Source organism: Leptolyngbya sp. FACHB-60 (assembly GCF_014695775.1).
Classification (GTDB): domain Bacteria; phylum Cyanobacteriota; class Cyanobacteriia; order Phormidesmidales; family Phormidesmidaceae; genus Nodosilinea.
Genome location: NZ_JACJOX010000033.1, coordinates 12773 through 30720, shown reverse-complemented (window position 1 = coordinate 30720; position 17948 = coordinate 12773). Strand labels below are relative to the sequence as shown.

At 53.0% G+C, this 17948-nt stretch carries 17 protein-coding genes; 11 read left to right on the top strand and 6 right to left on the bottom strand.

Translation table 11 applies throughout. The features are described from left to right. The 9 genes from H6F57_RS13795 to H6F57_RS13755 form a co-directional block, all read left to right on the top strand. Positions 1-423, top strand: a 423-nt coding sequence (locus H6F57_RS13795; protein WP_190625276.1) for an IS630 family transposase, incomplete at its 5' end; no start/stop codon positions are given. Positions 424-1123: 700 nt separating this feature from the next. Then, positions 1124-1453 carry a hypothetical protein gene (locus H6F57_RS13790; protein WP_190625275.1) on the top strand — a complete coding sequence of 110 codons (330 nt, stop codon included), beginning with the start codon at positions 1124-1126 and terminating at the stop codon, positions 1451-1453. Positions 1454-1583: 130 nt separating this feature from the next. Then, a complete protein-coding gene (locus H6F57_RS13785; RefSeq protein ID WP_313933554.1) occupies positions 1584-2129 on the top strand; it encodes a thioredoxin domain-containing protein in 546 nt (181 codons plus the stop codon). Positions 2130-2144: 15 nt separating this feature from the next. After that, entirely contained in the window at positions 2145-2606 is a 462-nt protein-coding gene (locus H6F57_RS13780; protein WP_190625273.1) for a histidine kinase dimerization/phospho-acceptor domain-containing protein, read from the top strand. A gap of 174 nt (positions 2607-2780) precedes the next feature. Next, the gene (locus H6F57_RS13775; protein WP_190625272.1) at positions 2781-3005 is read left to right on the top strand and encodes a hypothetical protein; all 225 of its coding nucleotides are present in this window, start codon (positions 2781-2783) and stop codon (positions 3003-3005) included. A 113-nt stretch (positions 3006-3118) separates the two neighbouring features. Further along, positions 3119-4480 carry an AAA-like domain-containing protein gene (locus H6F57_RS13770; RefSeq protein WP_190625271.1) on the top strand — a complete coding sequence of 454 codons (1362 nt, stop codon included), beginning with the start codon at positions 3119-3121 and terminating at the stop codon, positions 4478-4480. Further along, positions 4473-5906: an AAA-like domain-containing protein gene (locus H6F57_RS13765; RefSeq protein WP_190625270.1), complete on the top strand. Its 1434-nt coding sequence runs from the start codon at positions 4473-4475 to the stop codon at positions 5904-5906. Before H6F57_RS13770 ends, H6F57_RS13765 begins: the two co-directional genes overlap by 8 nt. Before the next feature lie 171 nt (positions 5907-6077). Beyond that, positions 6078-6545 (top strand): DM13 domain-containing protein, encoded by a 468-nt coding sequence (locus H6F57_RS13760; protein WP_190625269.1) that lies wholly within the window; start codon positions 6078-6080, stop codon positions 6543-6545. 373 nt (positions 6546-6918) lie between these two features. Then, the gene (locus tag H6F57_RS13755; protein WP_190625268.1) at positions 6919-7647 is read left to right on the top strand and encodes a 4'-phosphopantetheinyl transferase superfamily protein; all 729 of its coding nucleotides are present in this window, start codon (positions 6919-6921) and stop codon (positions 7645-7647) included. 11 nt (positions 7648-7658) lie between these two features. Here the strand turns inward: H6F57_RS13755 and H6F57_RS13750 are convergent, their stop codons facing one another. From H6F57_RS13750 to H6F57_RS13725, 6 genes are all read right to left on the bottom strand, one after another. Then, positions 7659-8429, bottom strand: coding sequence for a thioesterase (locus H6F57_RS13750; RefSeq protein WP_190625267.1), 771 nt, complete (start codon positions 8427-8429; stop codon positions 7659-7661). Positions 8430-8432: 3 nt separating this feature from the next. Continuing rightward, positions 8433-9182, bottom strand: a complete 750-nt coding sequence (locus H6F57_RS13745) for a DevA family ABC transporter ATP-binding protein (protein ID WP_190625266.1) — start codon at positions 9180-9182, stop codon at positions 8433-8435. 22 nt (positions 9183-9204) lie between these two features. Next, positions 9205-10359 (bottom strand): ABC transporter permease DevC, encoded by a 1155-nt coding sequence (gene devC, locus H6F57_RS13740; RefSeq protein ID WP_190625265.1) that lies wholly within the window; start codon positions 10357-10359, stop codon positions 9205-9207. A gap of 25 nt (positions 10360-10384) precedes the next feature. Continuing rightward, complete coding sequence (locus H6F57_RS13735) at positions 10385-11602, bottom strand: efflux RND transporter periplasmic adaptor subunit (protein WP_190625264.1); 1218 nt, start codon at positions 11600-11602, stop codon at positions 10385-10387. Positions 11603-11744: 142 nt separating this feature from the next. Beyond that, positions 11745-12551 (bottom strand): DNA-binding response regulator, encoded by an 807-nt coding sequence (locus H6F57_RS13730; RefSeq protein WP_190625263.1) that lies wholly within the window; start codon positions 12549-12551, stop codon positions 11745-11747. 190 nt (positions 12552-12741) lie between these two features. After that, a complete protein-coding gene (locus H6F57_RS13725; RefSeq protein WP_190625262.1) occupies positions 12742-14595 on the bottom strand; it encodes a fatty acyl-AMP ligase in 1854 nt (617 codons plus the stop codon). A gap of 1269 nt (positions 14596-15864) precedes the next feature. Between H6F57_RS13725 and H6F57_RS13720 the strand changes: the two genes are divergently transcribed. Both H6F57_RS13720 and H6F57_RS13715 read left to right on the top strand, forming a co-directional pair. Further along, positions 15865-16158 carry an acyl carrier protein gene (locus H6F57_RS13720; RefSeq protein ID WP_190625278.1) on the top strand — a complete coding sequence of 98 codons (294 nt, stop codon included), beginning with the start codon at positions 15865-15867 and terminating at the stop codon, positions 16156-16158. 143 nt (positions 16159-16301) lie between these two features. After that, the gene (locus H6F57_RS13715) at positions 16302-17774 is read left to right on the top strand and encodes a hypothetical protein (RefSeq protein ID WP_199289536.1); all 1473 of its coding nucleotides are present in this window, start codon (positions 16302-16304) and stop codon (positions 17772-17774) included. Positions 17775-17948 lie beyond the last annotated feature (174 nt).

The following is a 17948-nucleotide window of genomic DNA, read 5'->3' as shown; positions in this document are numbered from 1 at the left end:
AATACCGAAGACTATGCTTACGGCTGGTGCTTGAAAGGCGAACGATTCGCGGCTGAACGTCGGGGCAATCGTACCGAACGAGTGAGCTTTATAGCGGCTTGGCATCACCATCAGCTCGTTGCCCCACTTACCTATCAGGGGTACTGCAATCGCCTGGTGTTTGAAACATGGTTAGAGGAGAAACTCTTGCCCGTACTCAAAGCTGGCAGTGTGATCATCTGTGACAACGCCTCGTTTCACAAAGGTGGGCGCATTGAAGCATTGATTCGTCAGGTGGGCTGTCATCTCTTATATCTGCCGCCTTACTCCCCGGATTTGAACCCGATTGAACATCAATGGTTTGTTCTGAAAAACCGGATGCGAAAACAGATTCAATCCGGCCAACCCTTTCGGCAAGTCGTTGACCAAGCCTTCGTTGACTGACCGGACCTATCCACGGATTGCTATAGCGTTGGCCTCAGCCAGTCCATTAGGCTCAGTGGCAAGGCTAGTAGATGCGATCGACAAGACTGCAGCAAGTAGAAAACCCACTAAAAAAATGGCTCTTTTACGTAGATTCATGAGGGGTGAAGTTTCCTCTTTTTCTTAGTAGGGGACTCGCCCCACTCTACAGAGCCTGTCACCGCTTGCTGCTGCACCCTAGACGAGTTCTCTCTCCCAACTATTGTCAGGGCTTTGACCTGTCCTCATGGGTAGGTTGCTGGCTGTAAAAGAGTGTTTTCGTGCCAATCTGGAAAATTGGATACGCTTTGGTATAACCGTAGTCCCACGGGTTAGGACAGTAAGAAACCTTAAAACGCTCAAACGTTTGCCCGTTTGTCTGACACCGTGAAGCCATCTAAACCAGGCTACTCAGCAGGGCGAATTACACCTGTCTAAAGCCGCGCCCAGGGCACGGATGCGAACCTACACTCACCTTTGGGCTAGGGTTTATCCTGACCTTTTGGATAGGTCTTCAGCTACCCCTAGGGCCGGCGTCAATCTTAGTCTTACGAGGCGCGACAGTTGCAGTTTCACCCCCTACAGTTGCAAATAACTTCTCACTGTAGAAAAGAATAAATCTATGAAGCTTAACCTGTTTTTAACTCAAAACGCGTCTTTCCGTTGGGGTAGATCCGCGACTATGGCTACCCTTCTCACCACCAGCCTGCTCTCTATTGCCGTCATTAACCCCGCTCGCGCTCAAGAAACCAGTGCCACCGGTCTAACCGGTGCTCAACAGGTCACCTTTGTGCAAGAGCATCGGGGCCAGTTTGGCGGCGGCGATCAATTGCGCCGCTTCTTTTTTGGTGATTTAGAACCGATTTCGGTGCAGCCCGGTGGCGCGGGCATGGTGGTAAACCTCTACAACAAAGCCACCGACACCACCTTTGCCTACTGCGCCACCTTTGACGTCGTCGTTGCTGTAGCCCCCGGACGCGTCACGGCATTTCCTGACAGTGACGTCCGCTAGCGCAACATCATTCCGAAGGGTGCGGGTTCAAAGCGGGTGAGCAGTAGCCCGCCCTACGGGGTTTTCGAGACTCTTTAAACGGCTAGCGGAGTGGCATCCAGCCCGATCCCTGCTCACTAAGGTGCACCCTGTGTCTATTCTGACCGCCCCGATCAACTCCAGCGACCACCTGTGGGGGCCACCCACCGCCCGCCTAACCCTGGTGCAGTATGGTGGCTACCAGTGCCCCAACTGCGGCTCCGCCTATCCGCTGATGATGAACTTGCTAGAGCGCCTAGGCGATCAGATGTGCTTCGTATTTCGTCATTTTCCCCGCAGCGATGTCTATCCCCATGCCCAGCACGCCGCCGAAACTGCCGAAGCCGCTGCCAGACAGGGTAAGTTTTGGCCTATGCACCACCATCTCTACGCCCGCCAGCACGCCCTGGGCAGCGGCTACCTGGTCGAGTATGCCGTCGATTTAGGGCTAGATGTGAGGCAGTTCTTGCGGGAGGTAACGGGCGATCGATTTGTCAACCGTATCCAGGCCGACATTGCCAGTGGTCGCGCCAGCGGCGTAGTCGATACCCCCACCTTTTTCATCAACGGCCACCGCTACCACGGCGACCACACCCATACCGCCCTTTTAAATGCCTTAGCCACCATCCAGACGCCCCACAGCCAAAATTCAGAGTAGACACCCCTCACCCCCATGCCCAACCATCCCCATCTCACCCCCACCTTCTCCACGCCATGGCCACCCTCTGGCGATCCCTCCCTGGCACCACCGTCTCTAGGCCCACCCCTCAAACCAGACCTGCGTCTGCCCCCTGACCCGCCGCCTATTGCCCACAGCCAGCAATACCTGCTCTGTCTGGCAGAAATTGGTGAAAACACCGCTGGCCTAGTGCACGACATGCGTAGCCCCCTCACCGTCATCATCAACGGTTTGCAGCTTTGCCAGCGGATGCCTCTGCCCCAGGTCGCTCGCCAGCGGCTAACTCTAGCCCTAGAAGAAGCCGAACGGCTTAACCGCATCGTCAACGATGTAATTGCCTTTACCCGCAGTGCTCAACCATCGGGGTCTCACTGGCAGGGCTACCATCGCTCCGCTCCGCCTCGGTACGGGGTCAATAGTGCTCCCCTGTCTCCCTATTCAGAGCGTTCAGAATGACCGCCGAGAGCCTTTTCCATTGAGCCAACCTGCCACTTCATTCGGCTAGCTATGGGCAACCCCATCTTGCACTCCCGATCAAACCCGCTCAACTCAACGCGACTATCCCAAGGCAGTTACCAAAGCTGCGCCCTAGTAGCTAGCCCGCCATTGAGTGGTAACCATCAAGTAATTTTGACAGCACTGTCGGCCATTACGCCGCTGCTAGTCTTGATGAATTGTCTCGACCAAATTCAGGAGGCTTTTGTCGCTGTACCGATGCGGCCTAACCTTGCTCTGGCCCAACCTGCCCACTCTGGCCTCGACTACCTGGGTATTCATGCCAAGATGTTGTGGGTCTACGCGCCGCCAGGGCATTTAGTCCAGCCCCTGCGTTGTCAACCGATGGTTGCTCCGTAACTCTCAGCATGTTGTTCGTGAGCTTGCAAATCCATCTGCTGTGGGCCTGAGAAACAACAAAATCGCCTCCAGGCCGGTTCGCTATGATAGCGTCAGTGTTTTTTCCCACTGCTATGCGCGCCGACGAAGCTCTAGCCTTGCTAGATCGACTGCTGCCGGGTCGCACCTTCAGCAACCTGCAAGAAACCGTTTTTAGCCAGGTATGGGAGGGCAAAACCTATGCAGAAATTGCTGAAAGCTGCGGCTACGACCATAGCTACATTCGCGATGTGGGGTTTCGGCTATGGCAGGCGCTGTCTGAGTCGCTCAACCAAAAGGTCTCTAAAAGCAACATTCGGGCGGTGCTAGAGCGCCATGCCCGTAGCCAAAGCAGCCCTGCGCCGACCCTTGCTACCCTCCCTGAGGTTAGCAAGCTGCCGCCAGAGTGGGAGCTGCCCAATGGGCCTGTACCGTTACAGTCAAAGTTTTACGTTGAGCGCCCGCCATTGGAGAGCCAAGCTAGGGCAGAGTTACTCAAACCGGGTAGCCTGATTCGCCTTAAGGCTCCTCGCCAGATGGGCAAAACCTCTCTACTGCGGCGACTGGTGGCCCATGGTCAAGCCAACCACATGCGCTGCGTTACTCTGAGCCTGCACCGAGCCGATCGCCAGATTTTTGCTGATCTGGACCTGTTTTTGCGTTGGTTTTGCGCCAATATTAGCTATCAGTTGGGCTTAGAGCCAGATCTGGAGCGCCACTGGCATAGCGATATTGGCAGCAAGGTGAGCTGTACCGCCTACCTCGAAGACTATGTTTTGCCCCAGGCCGATACACCGCTGCTCATTGCCCTAGATGAGGTCAATGAGTTGTTCGAGTATCCAAAAATTTCGGCGGAGTTTTTGCCGCTGCTGCGATCGTGGTACGAGGATGCCCGCGAAGTCGAGGTCTGGGGCCGCGTGCACTGGGTTCTTTCCCACGCCACGGAGGTGTATGTGCCACTGCAACTGCACCAGTCGCCCTTTAATGTCGGGCTAGCCCTGCGGCTGCCCCCCTTTACCCTGGCCCAGGTGCAAGACTTGGCCGGCCGCCACCAGCTACCCTGGGCTGCCGGTGGTGACGGTGCTCAGAAGCTGTTGTCGCTATTGCAGGTAGTGAGCTATCGGCCTGGGCTGGTGCGGCTGGCTCTCTACGCCATGGCCCAGGCCGACCTTAGCCTAGAGCAGTTGATCGAAGAAGCTCCCACCCAATCGGGCATTTACAGCGACCACCTGCGCGAATTGCTGGCCGCTCTGTACCCTCACCCTAACTTGCAGGTGGCCTTTCGCCATGTCATTGAGTCGGCTGCGCCTGTGGCCCTAGAGCCGATCGCCGCCTACCGACTCGAAAGTCTGGGCCTGGTTACCCTGAGCAAGAACTTGGCCACTTCCAGTTGCGAACTCTATCGCCAGTATTTTTTGGCGTTTTTACCCCCGTCATTGAGTTCGACCTATGGTTGAGTATCGGGTGGGGGGCAGCCTTGCCGCTGATGACCCGACTTATATAGAGCGAGAGGCCGATCGCACCCTCTACCGATCGCTGGTCAATGGCGAGCTGTGCTACGTACTGACCTCGCGGCAGATGGGCAAGTCGAGCCTGCGACTGCGCACCCGTCAGCGGCTAGAGGCCGAAGGTATGGGGCGCTGTGCAGCGCTCGACCTCACCCGCATTGGCAGTCAGCAAATTACCCCCGAGCAGTGGTATCTGGGTCTAGCCTTTGACCTGCAACGCAAGTTTCGCTTACCCAATGGGGTTGATTTGCCGACTTGGTGGCAGGGGCTAGGGCTACTGCCACCCGTGCAAAAACTGAGCTACTGGATTGAAACCGTTTTACTCAACGCCCAGTCCGACCAGCCCCTATTCATTTTTTTAGATGAAATCGACGCCGTGAAGGGGCTGAACTTTTCAGCCGGGGATTTTTTTGGGCTGGTGCGCTTTTGCTACAACCAGCGGGCTGAGAACCTTGCCTACCGCCGCCTCAATTGGGCCATGTTTGGGGTGGCCACTCCCCACGACTTGGTAGCGGCAGCGGATCAAACACCGTTTAACATTGGCAGGGCAATTTCCCTAACGGGCTTTACGCAGGATGAAACTACTCCCCTGGCAGCGGGTTTGGCGGGTCTGACGGAGCGGCCCGATCAGGTGCTGGCGGCAGTGCTGCACTGGACTGGGGGACAGCCCTTTTTAACCCAAAAACTCTGCAATCTAATTCAGATAACCCATCGGAACAATCCCCTCGTGGCTGGGGCCGAGGGGGCACGGGTAGAGGCCTTGGTGCGATCGCACCTCCTGCACCAGTGGGAAGCCCAGGACGACCCCGAACACCTGCGCACCATTCGCGATCGCCTACTGGGTGATGAGCTGCGATCGGGGCGACTGCTCAGTCTGCACCAGCGCATGCTCACCGCAGGCAATATTCCCACCGACGGCAGCTCAGATCAGGCCGAGCTAAAACTGTCGGGCATTGCGATCGCCCGCAATAGTCACCTTCAAGTCGCCAACCCCATTTACGCCGAAGTCTTCAACCTCGCTTGGGTCAACCAGTGCCTCGCTCAGCAGCGGCCCTACGCGGTCATGCTGCAAGCCTGGGTCGCATCTAATTGTCAAGATGACTCGCGTCTGCTCATGGGCCAGGCATTGCAAGATGCTCTGCAATGGGCTGCCCACAAAAGCCTCAGCGATCTTGACTACCGCTACCTTTCCGCTAGCCAAGAGTGGGATGCCAAAATGGTGCGCTTAGAGCTAGAGGCTAAAACCCAGGCTAACCGTGTGCTGGCCGAAGCCCAGCGCAAGGCCAATCAGACTATTTGGTTCAGCTACCTCAGCCTGGGGTCCTGCCTGGCCATTTCCCTAGTGGCGCTGTTGCTCAGCCTACTCAGACCCTGAGATGCCTTTGGCATGAGATACCTAACTTGGTGGAGCTGAAAATGCTCTGAGAATTTGATGACTGCCAGTTAAGAACTTCCCGATCAAAGTCTTAACAGAGCTTCAGGGAGGTATCAGCTGTCCTAGGGATGATGAGGGAATTCAGCCAATCCCTTTTCCTGAGCCCTAAGCATGCAGCAGTGGCGATTGACAATCCATGGTGCGATCGCCCTAACCACTCCTCTGCTGGTGCTGACCAATGCCCTGCTCAGCTCCGCCGATCGCGCTTTGTTGCCTGCTCCCACCACCCTGCGGCCCCTATTGGCTAAACCACCCCGACTTAATGCCGCAGTCCAAACCCTGGCTATGGTTCATCGAGCTGGGATGATGCAGCCCCGGTGCCGCATTGTGGTCGAGAATACGCAACTCTTTCTAGAGTTCTATGCCCCGTTCAATCTTCTCGAGCAAAGCCCAGATCTAACCCTAATTTTGACGGCTGCCCCACTGCTAGCAGATGGGGAAGGGCTGTTGCTCGGCAAAACGCAGCCCCTGTCGGGCAAGCACCGCTACCCCATCCCTACGGTCAATGACATCAGCCAGTATCAATCTGTCGTGATCTGGTGTGCTGAGCTAAATGCCATGATGGACTACGCTCCCTAGTGTTTAGAAACCAGCGGCAGAGTAAATTCTGTTCTGTTTTGCAGCACGGCAATCAACCCAACATGGTCGAGCTTGAATTCTCCGTGCTCTCGCGGCAGTGCTTGAATCATCGCATTCCCTCCACTGACGTCTTGAAGCGAGAATTTTCTGCCTGGGAAGACGCTCGCAATGCCCAATGGGCCAGTCAACTGGCAGTTCTCTGCCGCCTATGCCCGCTCCCGGCTGGTAAGGCTTTACCCCACTCCCAGCCTGTCATAATTGGCATGGCAGACTACTAAGCTCTAGATATGGTAAGAGTGGAAAAAAATTACAGACATCAATGTTGAGGTCTCATGCGAGCGCTAACCTACAAACCGATCAGGTGCATGTTTGGATGGCCTTGATCGAACAGTGCCAAGCGCCTAACCTGAGGGCGACCTATGAGACCTGGCTCGATGACCGAGAGCGATCGCGCTATGAACGCTTTCGATTCAACCAGCATCGTCAAGAATATTTAGTGGCTCACGCCCTACTGCGGAGCTGCCTGTCTCGCTATGGCGATCGACAACCCTGGGAATGGGCATTTTCGACCAACGATTATGGGCGACCAGAACTGTCTGAAGGGAATGGCTCACTACCGCTGCGATTTAATTTGTCCCACACGACAAGCTTGGTAGCCTGCGCGGTCACCCGTTTTGCTGATGTTGGGGTAGACGTGGAGTACACCGCTAGAAAAGGGGATTTAGCTGCGATCGCAAAAACTAGCTTTGCTCCAGAGGAACTGGCTGAGTTAAACCGCTTAACAGGGATGGCTTGGCGCGATCGCTTTTTTGATCTTTGGACCCTAAAAGAAGCTTATATCAAAGCTCGGGGCCTGGGGCTGTCGCTGCCCCTACAGCAGTGCGTCTTTCAATTTGAACCCAAGACCGCTACGCCCATTCAGTGCTGTGCAGACTCTGCTGAGGATTGGGTCTTTGAGCTGCTAAGTCCAACCCCGCAGCATCGGCTGGCGGTGGCGGTCCACTGCTCTACCCCTCTGCAAATTCAGGTGGGGCAAGCGATTCCAGGTGAGGTATTTCAGCTTGTGCAACTGCCGATAACTACTAGTCGAGGCGTGGCCTGAGGGCGTACCGGCTACGGTTTGGCTGCGATCGCCGGCTTTAGCCGGTCAGCTATGATCTTCAGCATCAGGTCGTAGTGGGTGTGGAGAAAAAAGTGATCGCCGGGTAGAACGTGCTGCGAAAAAGACAAACTAGTATGCTGCCGCCAGGCTGGCAACGAAGCCGCTGGAGCCTCTAGATCGTTAAGGCCGCCAAAGACTGAAATATCGCAGGCGAGGGGCCGTTGCTCATGATAAATATAGGTTTCAAAAATAGAAAAATCTGCCCGCAGGGTGGGCAGTAGCCACTGCATCAGTTCAGGGTTGTTTAAAACCTGCTGGGGTGTGCCCTTGAGGGCCTGGAGTTCGGCCAGAAGAGCCTGATCTGGCAGGGTGTGCAGGCCTTTGTTGCGGAGCAGCTGGGGGGCACGACAGCCCGAAACAAAAAGGTGAAGGGGTAGGGGAGCCCCCTGAGCCTGGAGCTGGCGGGCTAGCTCAAAGCTGATGAGTGCCCCCAGACTATGCCCAAAGAACGCAAAGGGCTGATCTAGATGGGGCTGGAGTGCTTGGGATAGCGTTTGCACCAGAGCCGCCAGATCAGTAACTAGGAGTTCTCGCAGGCGCGCTTCACGGCCCGGCAGATGCAGGGGGCAAAGCTCTATTTGGGCAGACGCGGGTAGCTGATTTAGCCAGGGGCGAAAAATCGCAGAGTTGCCCCCAGCGTAGGGAAAGCAGAACAACCGCAAAGCCTCCCTGGAGGAGGGATTTAGGCATTTAAACCAGGCATTGAGATGGGTGGCTGGCATGGTTTAACGCTGGGGCAAGGTTGGGGGCAAGGCGGCGGTAAAGGCTGGATTAGCCGTGCTGTTAGCGCTAGATGGTTTAACTAAGCGGCCATCTTCCATGTAGATAATGCGATCGGCAATATCTAGAATTCGGTGATCGTGGGTCACCATCAGCACTGCACAGCCCTGGTCTTTAACCAATTGCTGCATCAGGTTAACCACATCTCGGCCCGATTTGCGGTCTAGAGCAGCGGTGGGTTCATCGGCGAGCAGCAGTCTGGGGTGGCAAACAACGGCCCGTGCCACAGCCACCCGCTGTTTTTGCCCGCCCGATAAATTATGGGGGAACGCATGGCCGTGTTGCTCTAACCCGACGGCTTTAAGCGCCGCTGCTGCCTTGAGATGGGCCGCTTGGGGAGAAGACACCCCGTGCAGCTGAATTGACATTTGCACATTTTGGATAGCAGTTAGCGATTGCAGCAAATTGTGGGCCTGAAAGATGTAGCCAATCTGCCGTCGTATATCTACCCGCTGGTCTTCGGTGGCCCCCCTGAGGTCTTGGCCTAAAACGGTTAAGCTACCCTCTTGAGCTGACCGCAGGCCTCCAATTAAGGTCAGTAGCGTGGTTTTTCCAGACCCTGATGGGCCAGATAAAATCACAATTTCACCCACTTGAATATCTACATTAATGTCAGCCAATACCTGACGGCGTAGCGCGCCCTGGCCAAAGTAGTGATTGAGATAGCGAATAGAAACTAGCGAAGATGACAGCATAGCTAGTAATGGGTGGAACAACTCAAAATATTTCGGCTGGGTCGGCCTGGCGCAGACGGCGTATGGCGATCGCACCTGAAACCACGCACATCAATAGCGACAGCACCAGCACAAAAAAGGCTCGACTAAAGCCCATAGCCAGCGGCAAAAAAGTGGCCTCTTGCGTTAACTCGTATAATAAAACAGATAGCAAAAACCCCGGAATATACCCTAGAACTGCCAAAATAATCGCTTCTTGAAAAACAACATTGAGCAGATAGCTGTTTTTATAGCCCATAGCCTTTAGGGTGGCATATTCTGCTAAGTGCGAAGACACATCGGTATAGAGAATTTGATAGACAATCACAGTGCCGACAATGAATCCCATACTGACGCCTAAGGTAAAAATAAAGCCAATGGCGGTACTCGTTTTCCAGTAGGTTTTCTCAAATTCAATAAACTCGGCATGGGTTAAAACCCTAATGTCGTTGGCTAGAATAGCCGCAATTTTTGTCTGGGCTGCGGCAACAGATTCGCCCGGCTGTAACTGAATTAGCCCGATCGTTACCTCACTCAGTCTACGATTAGGAAACAGCTGCAGAAAGTTGGCCGTGCTGGTAATAATATTGCCGTCAGCCCCAAAGGATGGCCCCAGGGTAAACAAACCCACTACTTTAACCGTTTTGCCATTAAGCTCGGTAGAAACGGGTTTACTCTGCTCAAAGGTTTTGGCAATTGAGCCATACTCTAAGCGAGAGGCTCGATCAAACAAAATATTTTGCTCTAGCCTAACTCGCTCGAACCCCTGGTTGACCTCCGGCAGCTGGGTGGTGGGCTGAGCGGTATCAAAGCCGTAAACATAGATGGTACGAAACGTGCCGTTCTCAGGGTTTTTCCAGTCGCCAAAGCCAACGTACACTGGGCTAACTGACTCAACACCCCGCACTCCTAAAACTTGATAGAGCCGCCGCCGAGAAAACGGCATCATATAACCCAACGACTTAGAGCGAGCGCTAATTAAAATCAGGTCTCCCCGCAGGCTTTGATGAAACCGGGCCGCGCTATCGTACAGTGCCGACTGAAAGCCGAGCTGCATGAACATCAAGATTACGGCAAAGGCAATTCCCGCCAGTGCAATCATGAAACGGCTTTTTTCTCGGCTTAGCTGTAGCCAGGCCAGGGGAATGTTAAATCGCATGATCAAGAAACGCTGTATCGGGGTGCTAATTCAAAGCAGAGCGGGTGGCGATCACGACGTTTACCTGCAGATTGGTTAAAGCGGCAACCCGCTGACTGTCGGCGGGGCCTAAACGAATTTTGACCTCAACCACTCTTTGATCGACATCGGCAACGGGGTCAGTGCTGAGCACGTTTTGCGAATTTATTTGAAATCCCACCTGCGCGACTTCACCCTGCAAGGTGCCGGGCAGGGCATCTGCTGTAATAGTGGCCGTTTGCCCCACCTGCACGTAGCTCACATCCAGCTCATAGACCTCGGCCAGTACCATCATCTGCTGGGTCTGGCCCAGGGCAGCGATTCCTTGTGGGCCCACTACTTCTCCTGGACGAGCGTGGATCTTGAGAATTTGGCCAGCGGTTGGGGCCCGAATGGTGGTTAGGTTGAGGTCGGCTTTGGCTTTCTCAACATCTGCGATCGCACTTTGCAGTTCGGCCTGGGCCGCCTGTACATCGGTCGGTCGAACCTCGGCAATTTGATTTAGGGTGGCCTCAGCCCCCTTGATCTGCTCTTGAAACGTGGTCTCAAGCCGATGGCGCTGCACCTGGGCTTCTTGCCACTGTTCTTGGGCCGCCGTCAAGGTGAGTTGTTTACTGTCTAACTCCGAGGCGGCGATCGCACCGGCTTGAAACAGGTTTTGGTAGCGGGCATGCTCCGTTTGGGCATTGGTCAGTTCTGCTTTGAGCCGGGCTAAACGCTGGTCTTGGGCATTGAGCTGTCCCTGGCGATCGGCCTGAAGCTGGGTAATGGTTGCGCTTTGGGCCTCTAGTTCGCCGATCTTGGCTCCGGCTTGCACCTGAGCCAAACTAGCCCGAGCCACCTCAACCCGCTGCTCGGCCTGCTTTACCGCCGCCTGAAAACTCTCATAGCTATCCAAAATAGCGACAGTTTCTCCCGCCTCCACCCATTCCCCTTCCTCTACAACTATGTGCTCTACACGACTGCCCGTGCCGTTAGGCAGCAGAGGCGGCGATAGGTTAATGACCTCGCCTTCAGGCTGCAAATGGCCGAGGGCAGATACTCCCGTTCTTGCCACCGAACTAGCTGCCGCATCAGTTACCGCCCCCCCGCTCTGGCGAAAGCGGGAAACATACTGCCACGTTACCCCGCTCACCGCCAGAGCCGCTGCCAGAGCCCCAAAGACAAGCCATCGGGCAGACGGCTTTAAGATTGGTTTGTCACTGGAAACATAATTTGGTTTCACTACAAACTCCAATCTTTACAACAGGGTGCCATCGACAGCTGAATAGCGCTGGCATAAGGTTGGTGAGCAGTGCCCACCCTACAAAATTTCAAGACTTTCAGTGCACTATCAAAGTTGATATCAGGGATATCGATAGACCATTTTAGTGGCGCTCATTTCTCCAAACTTGAGGAGTGGTTCCATACAGACGACGGAACTGACGAAAAAAATGAACGGGATGGCGATAGCCCACCTGAACGGCAATTTGCTCCACAGGTTGATCGGTTTCTAGCAATAGAGAACAGGCGGCGGCCATCCGATGTTTAATAATCCACTGCTGCACCGTCTGTCCGGTTTGGCGGCCCATCAAATGGGTTAGATAGGCGGGTGAATACCCAACGGCTTGAGCCACATCGCTGAGAGCGATCGGCTGGTGATAATTTTCGGTAATAAAGTGAAACGTTTCCCGTAGGGGTGATTCGTAGGTCTCAGCAGATGGAGACAGCACCGGTAAGCCTACAGCCGTAGGGACTGGATGGCGCTCTGTTAGCGGTTTGACTGGAGTCGTATAGTGCTGGTGCAAAAGCGCCTGCCGCTCTAGCTGAGCTGCAACCGTGCCTAACAACTCTTTAACGGTGCAAGGTTTAATTAGATAACCACTAGCCCCTAACTCCATCGCTTTGTGTAAATCCGATCGAGTCATTTTAACCGAAACAAAGACCAAGGGAATAATAGCAGTAGCAGAATTTTTGCGCAGATTTCCTAGCACAGCAAAGCCATCCAATTCGGCTAGAGAAATATTACAGGTAATTAGATCTGGCAAGTGATCCTGGGCGTACTGCAGCCCAGTTCGGCCATTTGACGCACCGATAGCATTAAACCCTTCAGTTCTTAGCCCGCTCAGGAATTGATCGCGAACTGGAGCCTCTTCTTCAATAACAAGAATTTTTTTGAGCTTCTGTTCTTTCATGTGCACCCCTATTTATATTATGAGAACGGCTCACCGCCTACTGGCATCAACCAATCTGTCAGCTTGTTAAACTCAAACTTTTTTGCTCGTTTTTAGGTAATAAAGCAATCTTATAAAACATGCTGATAAAGTTGGTCTCGGTGCGTCATACAGGGGAATGATGCATTTACAAATGAGTAAAACAACTCACCTAGTTTTTGCAGCCTAATTCTTGAAGCAGGGTTTCTACTTCAGCTTTAAGGTTTAGAAACTTGGCTTTGTTTTGGGGGTTTTCGCTCCAGTCTTCGATTACGCTTAGGGTGCCATTGAGAAATTGCGATCGGCAGGCATGGCGCTGAATTTTACCGCTAGATGTTTTAGGAATGCTCCCTGTTTTGACCAGTGACATAGCATAAACTTGTAGGCCATGCTGTGAGGCAACCGCTTGGCGAATGTTTGTCACCACCTCCTGCACATCTAGCTTGCGAAGATAACTGCGTTCGATCTCTTGCACGATGACTAACTGTTCTTTATCTTTAACGTCTATCGTAAACGCGGCCCCGGCGGCTGGCCGAAGTGCCGAGTGGCTATTCTCTACCGTCATTTCAATATCTTGAGGGTAGTGATTTTGCCCTCGGATAATCATTAGGTCTTTGATGCGCCCGGTAATAAATAGTTCACCGTCCAGCAAAAACCCTAGATCTCCGGTTCGCAGAAATGGGCCTTCACCTGTATCCGATAGATGAGCCTGAAATATTTCTGCTGTCTGGGCAGGTTGATCCCAATAGCCCTGAGCGACGCTTTGGCCTGCCACCCACACCTCACCAACCTGGTTGGCAGGGCAAGGTGTTAAGGTTTCAGGATCAACAATCACGACCTGTAGACCCTGTAGACTTTGACCACACCCCACTAGGGTGCGAGTTTCAGCCTTCTCTGGCTCTACTTGAATGCGGTTGTTTTCTAAGGCCGCCGCATTGACCGGGTGTAGAGTGGGTGCCGTGCCCTGGGTGCCGCCAGACACAATGAGCGTTGTTTCGGCCATACCATAGCAGGGGTGTAGGGCCGTTTTACGAAAGCCACAGGGTGCAAAGGTATTGGCAAATTGCTCTAGGGTGTGGGCACGGATAGGCTCAGCTCCTGTAAACGCGACTTGCCAACGGCTTAAATCTAAGGTTGCGAGCTGCTCTGGCTTAACTTTGCGCATACATAGGTCAAAGGCAAAGTTGGGGCCACCGCTGGTCGTAGCCTGAAACTTAGAAATGGCTTGCAACCAACGAATCGGCTTTTGCAAAAACGCCATCGGCGGCATCAAAATCATGGGCGCACCCACATACAGCGGCTGTAGGATACCGCCAATTAATCCCATGTCGTGATACGGCGGCAACCAGCTGACCCCGAGACTCTCGGGGGTATCGCCTAAACACTGATGAATGAGGGCAGAGTTGTGAATGACGTTGCGGTGGCTGATCATTACCCCTTTGGGGGCGCCGGTGGAACCGGAGGTATATTGAAGAAATGCCAGGGAATCGGGACTGATCAGCGGCGGTTGCCAGAAGGGGGCCAGCTGATTGTCGATGGTATCGGTGGCTAACCATTGCAGGTGGGTCAGGTCTGTTTCTTCGGCAAAGCGCTCTCTAATGGATGCCCCCAGGGTTGCCGTCGTTAGGGCCAGAGTGGCCTGGGACGATCTTAAAATAGCCTGCAACCGAGACATGGTTTGGTTGCGTCGGGGCGGATAAGCCGGCACGGCAATCACACCAGCATATAAGCAGCCAAAGAAGGCAGCGATAAAGTCTAGACCGGGTGGATAAATCAGCAGGGCGCGGGAACCAGCCATATTTAGGCTTTGTAGTTTGGCTGCGATCGCACGGGCCTGCTGGTCTAAAGCGTGATAGGTGAACCGCCCGGTCTCAGTTTCGCCGTCTTGCAGGAAGGTGTAAGCCAGGCGATTAGGCTGGTGAGAGGCCCTCTCTAAAAGTAGATCGATCAGCGTTAGAGCTGTTTGATCCCGATTTTGCTCAGGGTTTTGCTCAGGAGTAATGGAGCGAGTGAAGCAAGCCGTCATAGGGTTCTCCCTGATAGATGTAGTTAGTGCAGTTTGTCTAGCTCGATACGATCAAACCCCTGGGCAACGCAGCCCATTAACAGTTGGGTTATTCAATGGATTCAATAGATTTAGTGCCAGCTTGTTTGTGCCGGCTTTAGGGGGTAGGTATCTGATTATTGTTTGATGGTAGAAGCATAGGTTTAGCCCCTGGTTAAGTGGGTTAAGGGATGAGCTTCTGAGTCCCTAGGTTGTGTAGACAAATTTAGAGATCTACAGGCCAGCTGGAACTTAAAACTGGACTGAGAGCAAAGGGTGATTGGCCATCATTTTCTTTTCCTTTAGGAAAAATTATGAGTGGCTCGAGTTCAGCGATTCTGTTTGAAGAAATAACATCAATTCAGGGCATTTTACGTTTCCATTGCTACGCTTCATACAACCTTCATGTTTAACCAATTGGGTTTTTCTGCCTAAGCAAGTATCTAGAATGGAATCTACAGCACTCATCTAAATTTGCTCCTCTATCGAAAGATAGAGGAAAATATACTGCCTCGTTTATGAAATACGAGTAACAGAAATAAACAAAGTGGTGCTAGGGAAAAGCACCTCGGAGAAACACCGTAGGGCGATCGCTAAATGCGATCGAGAGTTTGCTGTCGCCGAGCGCTCAAGCCTATACCTAGAAGGAGTTTTAGGATTTTAAGGTACGCCACTCAAGGGTACTGAAAAATCCATGGGGGGGGGGATTCGTCTCGATTAGGCAGTGCCAGTAGATTCAACGCAGGAGAGCTGGAAACTGCGTTTTAGCTAGGCGGCAATAAGTCCCTTCATCCGTCAATTTCAGCCTGTGAGTTCTGCTGAATATGCCTTAAACAAAAAAAGTTCAGTCGATCGAAATATTCTTCATTGCGGGCTTGTCTACCTTTGATATAAGCTGCCAAGGAAATCTCCTTGCGGATTTCTAGCCTTTATCTCAAAGAGGCCAAGAGCCGTCTCAAGCGAGGTTTCCCAATCAAGCTATCGATCATCCACAGCTATCTCAAGTTGGTTCCACCTACTAATTTTTATGCGCTCTATAGTTTCCATAGAGTGACTAATGGTTGATATGAGCTGACTTACTGTGTCGCTTAATATACTCGTCCTGCCCGCTGCAACGGGTTAAGTGCAGAGTATTGCGCAAAGTATTCTACCACTGCCCACAGCTGCACCTTGAGGTTTGAGAGACCTTTCTCGGCAATTTTTGGCATCCGCCAAGAGTTGTCTCAAGTTGAAATACTTATGGAGAAGATCATGACAGCCGAAGCTATTTCAGACAAGAAGGGGCATGAAGACCTACCTTCTAAAGCCGACATTCAAGCGTGGATTGTCGATTATTTGGCTGACTTGCTTGAGATTGATGCAGATGAAATAGATGTCACTGTGCCCTTTGATGGCTATGGGTTAGACTCTGCCGTCGCCGTAGGCATGACAGGGGACCTAGAGGATTGGCTAGGTCAACCGCTTGACCCCACTCTTTTATATGACTATCCCACCGTTGAGTCTTTTGCTCACCACCTAGCTAAAGAGTTTGAAGTGACTGCATAAGTGACCACACACCTCTAATTAAATCTCAGGTCTAGGCTGTCTTTAGTTTCCGGTCGTCATCACCGAAGGACTGTATCATGCTCAACACCGTGAAATCTGCCATTGCGAATCGAACTAGTTCGCTAAATCCAGCGTCGAATTCTATGCAGTCTGATTTAGACCCGGCTTCAGATTTGCGCTCTAATTCACCGGCCTCTACTTCGCAAGATCCTATAGAAGCGCTGGCAGAGAAGAAGCATATCAAGATCACTGAAATTAACTACAGACGCAATGTTGAGTCTGATTACACCGAAAAGATGGAGGCGTTGGATAAAGCCTTTGACTATGAGAGCAATCGCGACCATTGGTGGAGTGAGCCTGAACTTTCGCTGCTCTATGGCACACCGCTTTACGACGAGGCCTCTGAAACCCAACGCAAAGCTCTTAACCATCTCTATTGGGCCACTCAGTACAACCAAACGGCGGCTACCGAAGCCAATGCAGTGCTTTACAACCAGGTCACAGCTGGGGTTTTCTCAGCCATAGGCGGGTATGACACCCTATGCGAAGAATTAGATCTCGAAACGGCCCAGGAACGGCACCACATTCACGCCTTTCACAGCATGGGCTACAAGACCAAGAAAGCGCTGCTGGGCCAAAACGGATTTAATGCCTCGATTCAGGGTAAGGCCCTTCGCGGTAAGTCGGGTCAGCGACCCACTCCATCGAGCCAGAATGAGAAAACTAAGGCAACCGCATCGGGGTCTCGAAACCAATCGTTTGTCTTTGATTGGCAAAGCTCGCCCCTGGCCGCCTTTCAGGGAGCCGGGCTGCAAGATTCTGCGTTTCGCTTTGCGACTCACCGAATCTTTCTGAAGGAGCAGGCCCAGTTTTACTCGGGCTATCTTCATGCGATCGATCAAAAGGGAGAGCCAATTCCGGCCCAGACAACGGGTTTGCTGGGGCAAATTGCGCCGCGATCGCTGCTGCAATTCTTTACCCTTAACTGTGGCAGTTCGCCGTTTATTGCCTGCGTGTTTTACGCCACCCGTTTCATGGCGAACATGCTGCTGAAAAACTTTGAGTACGGTTATGTTCAGTACTACCGAGAGCTAGAAAAAAACGAGTCGTTTATTCCAGCGCCCACGGCGGTTTCCTATAACCATTTGATGGATGAGGCGTTTCACACCACCACCTCGCAGCTGATTGCCCAAGATCTGTACAAAGATTTTGCCAAACCTACAGCCTACGAAAAATTTGTGGCCAATCTCACCATTTACCGTGCCCAGGTGGTGGGGCTGCGAGGTCTTTCGGGCGGCATTCCGGCGATCTTTCGCAATGATGACGCATTTATATTGTCGTTTTATCGGCTGTTGCAGTCGCCAATCTTCGGCTTCTCGGATCAAGATGCCTTGATTTGGCTAGAGCGATGCCTGTGCCAGGAGCACGAGGGTTTTCACCTCAATCTCAAGCACCACCAGCGCCTGCTGAGCGATTTGCGCCGCCATTTTGAGCCGATGGACTACCTCTGGCCGGTGAACCGGGAGGCACGGGTAATGGCGGCAGGGCAGTCGGTGGAGCGGGCCATGGCAGACAATACCCGCGCCTTTGGGGAGTTTGCGCGATCGGTGGCTTAGGGACTAAAGGGGGTATACGGTTCACGGTTTCAGGTTTACGGCTTGCCTTAAACCTGAAACCGTGAACCGCGAACCCTAGTTGCAAGCCTTGTTGGGTTCTGCTGACGCGCTACCCAACCTACAAACTAAGAATCAAATTAATAGTTGGCACAGATATTTTTAAATGAGAGGTTT

What these genes read in the sequence shown, in the direction of transcription:
- devC (WP_190625265.1), bottom strand. Translation starts at nt 10,359, where the DNA reads ATGCGATTTAACATTCCCCTGGCCTGGCTACAGCTAAGCCGAGAAAAA.
- H6F57_RS13765 (WP_190625270.1), top strand. Translation starts at nt 4,473, where the DNA reads ATGGTTGAGTATCGGGTGGGGGGCAGCCTTGCCGCTGATGACCCGACT.
- H6F57_RS13715 (WP_199289536.1), top strand. Translation starts at nt 16,302, where the DNA reads ATGCAGTCTGATTTAGACCCGGCTTCAGATTTGCGCTCTAATTCACCG.
- H6F57_RS13720 (WP_190625278.1), top strand. Translation starts at nt 15,865, where the DNA reads ATGACAGCCGAAGCTATTTCAGACAAGAAGGGGCATGAAGACCTACCT.
- H6F57_RS13755 (WP_190625268.1), top strand. Translation starts at nt 6,919, where the DNA reads ATGGCCTTGATCGAACAGTGCCAAGCGCCTAACCTGAGGGCGACCTAT.
- H6F57_RS13745 (WP_190625266.1), bottom strand. Translation starts at nt 9,182, where the DNA reads ATGCTGTCATCTTCGCTAGTTTCTATTCGCTATCTCAATCACTACTTT.
- H6F57_RS13760 (WP_190625269.1), top strand. Translation starts at nt 6,078, where the DNA reads ATGCAGCAGTGGCGATTGACAATCCATGGTGCGATCGCCCTAACCACT.
- H6F57_RS13750 (WP_190625267.1), bottom strand. Translation starts at nt 8,429, where the DNA reads ATGCCAGCCACCCATCTCAATGCCTGGTTTAAATGCCTAAATCCCTCC.
- H6F57_RS13790 (WP_190625275.1), top strand. Translation starts at nt 1,124, where the DNA reads ATGGCTACCCTTCTCACCACCAGCCTGCTCTCTATTGCCGTCATTAAC.
- H6F57_RS13730 (WP_190625263.1), bottom strand. Translation starts at nt 12,551, where the DNA reads ATGAAAGAACAGAAGCTCAAAAAAATTCTTGTTATTGAAGAAGAGGCT.
- H6F57_RS13780 (WP_190625273.1), top strand. Translation starts at nt 2,145, where the DNA reads ATGCCCAACCATCCCCATCTCACCCCCACCTTCTCCACGCCATGGCCA.
- H6F57_RS13725 (WP_190625262.1), bottom strand. Translation starts at nt 14,595, where the DNA reads ATGACGGCTTGCTTCACTCGCTCCATTACTCCTGAGCAAAACCCTGAG.
- H6F57_RS13770 (WP_190625271.1), top strand. Translation starts at nt 3,119, where the DNA reads ATGCGCGCCGACGAAGCTCTAGCCTTGCTAGATCGACTGCTGCCGGGT.